The sequence below is a fragment of the Pseudomonas sp. ANT_J12 genome, assembly GCF_008370045.1.
Classification (GTDB): domain Bacteria; phylum Pseudomonadota; class Gammaproteobacteria; order Pseudomonadales; family Pseudomonadaceae; genus Aquipseudomonas.
This window is the reverse complement of the sequence record NZ_VOBN01000051.1, coordinates 1-1858: the sequence shown is the minus strand read 5'-3', so window position 1 is coordinate 1858 and position 1858 is coordinate 1. Positions and strand designations below refer to the sequence as shown.

The window sequence follows — 1858 nt, the reverse complement described above, 5'->3', positions numbered from 1 at the left end:
CGCGATGGCGTCGGTTAAATCGCCATCGCGGGCAAGCCTTGCTCCTACAGGTGTTCATTTCCAACCTGTCAGGTGTGTCCCTCATGCAAGGTTTGATCAAACGCTGTGCCCTGCTCGTCGCCGCCGGCCTGTGTGCCGGGTCCCTGCAAGCGGCGGAAAAAGTCATCTTCGATACCGACTTCAACGTGCTCAACGATGACGGCCAGGCCTTCATCATGCTCGCCCAGTTGCACGCGCAAAAACGCATCGACCTGCTCGGCATGACCCTGGTCAGCGGCAACGCCTGGGTCGATCAGGAGCAGGTCGACGCGCTCAAGGCTGTCGAGCGCATGGGCGTGGACAAAGAGGTCGGGGTGTATTCCGGCGCGGCGTATCCGCTGCTGCATGACTTCGCCACGTATCCGCAGGAGCAGGCGCTGTTCGGCGCTGGTTGGCCGGGGGCGTTCAAAGCCGCTCGCCCCACAAACGCCGCGCAATTGGTCGCGCCGCCGGATGGCCTGGCGACCCACACCACATTGCGCAAGGAAACCGCCGCGCAGTTCATCGTCGACAGCGTGCGCGCCAATCCCCATGAAGTGACGCTGCTGGCAGTCGGGCCGCTGACCAACATTGCGCTGGCGATCCGTTCCGCGCCGGACATCGTGCCGCTGATCAAACGCATTGTGTACATGGGCGGCGCGATCGAGATTCCGGGCAACACCACGCCGGCCGCCGAGTTCAACTGGTGGTTCGATCCCGAGGCGGCGAAGATCGTCCTGCGTTCGCCCATCGAACACGTGATTTTCCCCAACGATGTCTGCGAGAAAGTCACCTTCGATGCTGCGGTGTACAAACGGGTGATCGCCAAACCGGGACCCATTGCCGACCTGTACAAGCATGAATTCGGCGCGCTGTTCGACAAGGATCCGGCCTATCACAGCTTCACTTGGGACAGCCTGCCAGCGCTGTTCCTGGTACAACCGGACATCGTCACCGAGTCCCGGGATTTGTGGGTGGATGTGGACGCGCAGTTCGGCGCCGATTACGGCCGGGCCCTTGGCTACAAGAAGAGCCCGCCGGTGGGCACGCAAAAAGCCAAGGTGGTATTCGCCATCGACCAGAAGCAATTCTGGGACGGCTACGTCAACCTCGTGACTTTGCCGACACCGGTCAAGATGAACAAGTGACAGCCCGCAGCGAACCCCTCACAGTGAGCGTGGTCGCACAGGTGAGCCGCCGGATAATCTTCAACGGCGGTTCAGTCCCTTTTTCTGTCGAGAGCCTTTAGATGCGCAGACTCCTTGCCCTGTCCCTGCTGTTGCTGTCCCTGAGCGCCTGCGCGCTGTTCCCCAATCGCGATCCGCTGAACATCAACGTGGTCGGCATCGAACCGCTGCAAAGTCAGGACCTGGAAGTGCGCTTCGCGGTGAAGATCCGCGTGCAGAACCCGAACGAAACCGCGATCGACTACAACGGCGTGGCCCTGGACCTGGAAGTCAACGGCCGGCCATTGGCCTCGGGCGTCAGCGATCAATCAGGCACGATCCCGCGCTTTTCCGAAGCCGTGCTGACCGTGCCGGTGAGCGTCTCGGCCTTCTCTGTATTGCGCCAGACCCTGGGCCTGAGCCAGACGCAAACCCTCGACAACCTGCCCTACGTACTGCGCGGCAAACTGGCCGGCGGCTTGTTTGGCACCATGCGTTTTGTCGATACCGGCAAGTTGAGTTTTCCAGGGTCCGCCGCTGCAACCTGGTAACCCCGCCCCCCTTTGTAGGAGCGAGGCTTGCCCGCGAAGGCGGAGTGTCATCCAACATAGATGTCGAATGCCACACCGCCTTCGAGGGCAAGACTCGCTCCTACAGGGATGCCGCAACCGAAA

General features: G+C 61.7%; 2 protein-coding genes. Both read left to right on the top strand.

Annotation, left to right across the window (positions count from 1 at the left end):
* Nucleotides 1-83 precede the first annotated feature (83 nt).
* Nucleotides 84-1166, top strand: a complete 1083-nt coding sequence (locus tag FQ192_RS33835; protein WP_149662282.1) for a nucleoside hydrolase — start codon at nucleotides 84-86, stop codon at nucleotides 1164-1166.
* Between the two features lie 101 nt (nucleotides 1167-1267).
* Complete coding sequence (locus tag FQ192_RS33830; RefSeq protein WP_149662281.1) at nucleotides 1268-1735, top strand: LEA type 2 family protein; 468 nt, start codon at nucleotides 1268-1270, stop codon at nucleotides 1733-1735.
* The last annotated feature ends 123 nt before the right edge of the window (nucleotides 1736-1858 follow it).

Bases quoted from the DNA above. Each gene is read 5' to 3' on its own strand.
- FQ192_RS33835 (WP_149662282.1), top strand. From the start codon at position 84: ATGCAAGGTTTGATCAAACGCTGTGCCCTGCTCGTCGCCGCCGGCCTG.
- FQ192_RS33830 (WP_149662281.1), top strand. From the start codon at position 1,268: ATGCGCAGACTCCTTGCCCTGTCCCTGCTGTTGCTGTCCCTGAGCGCC.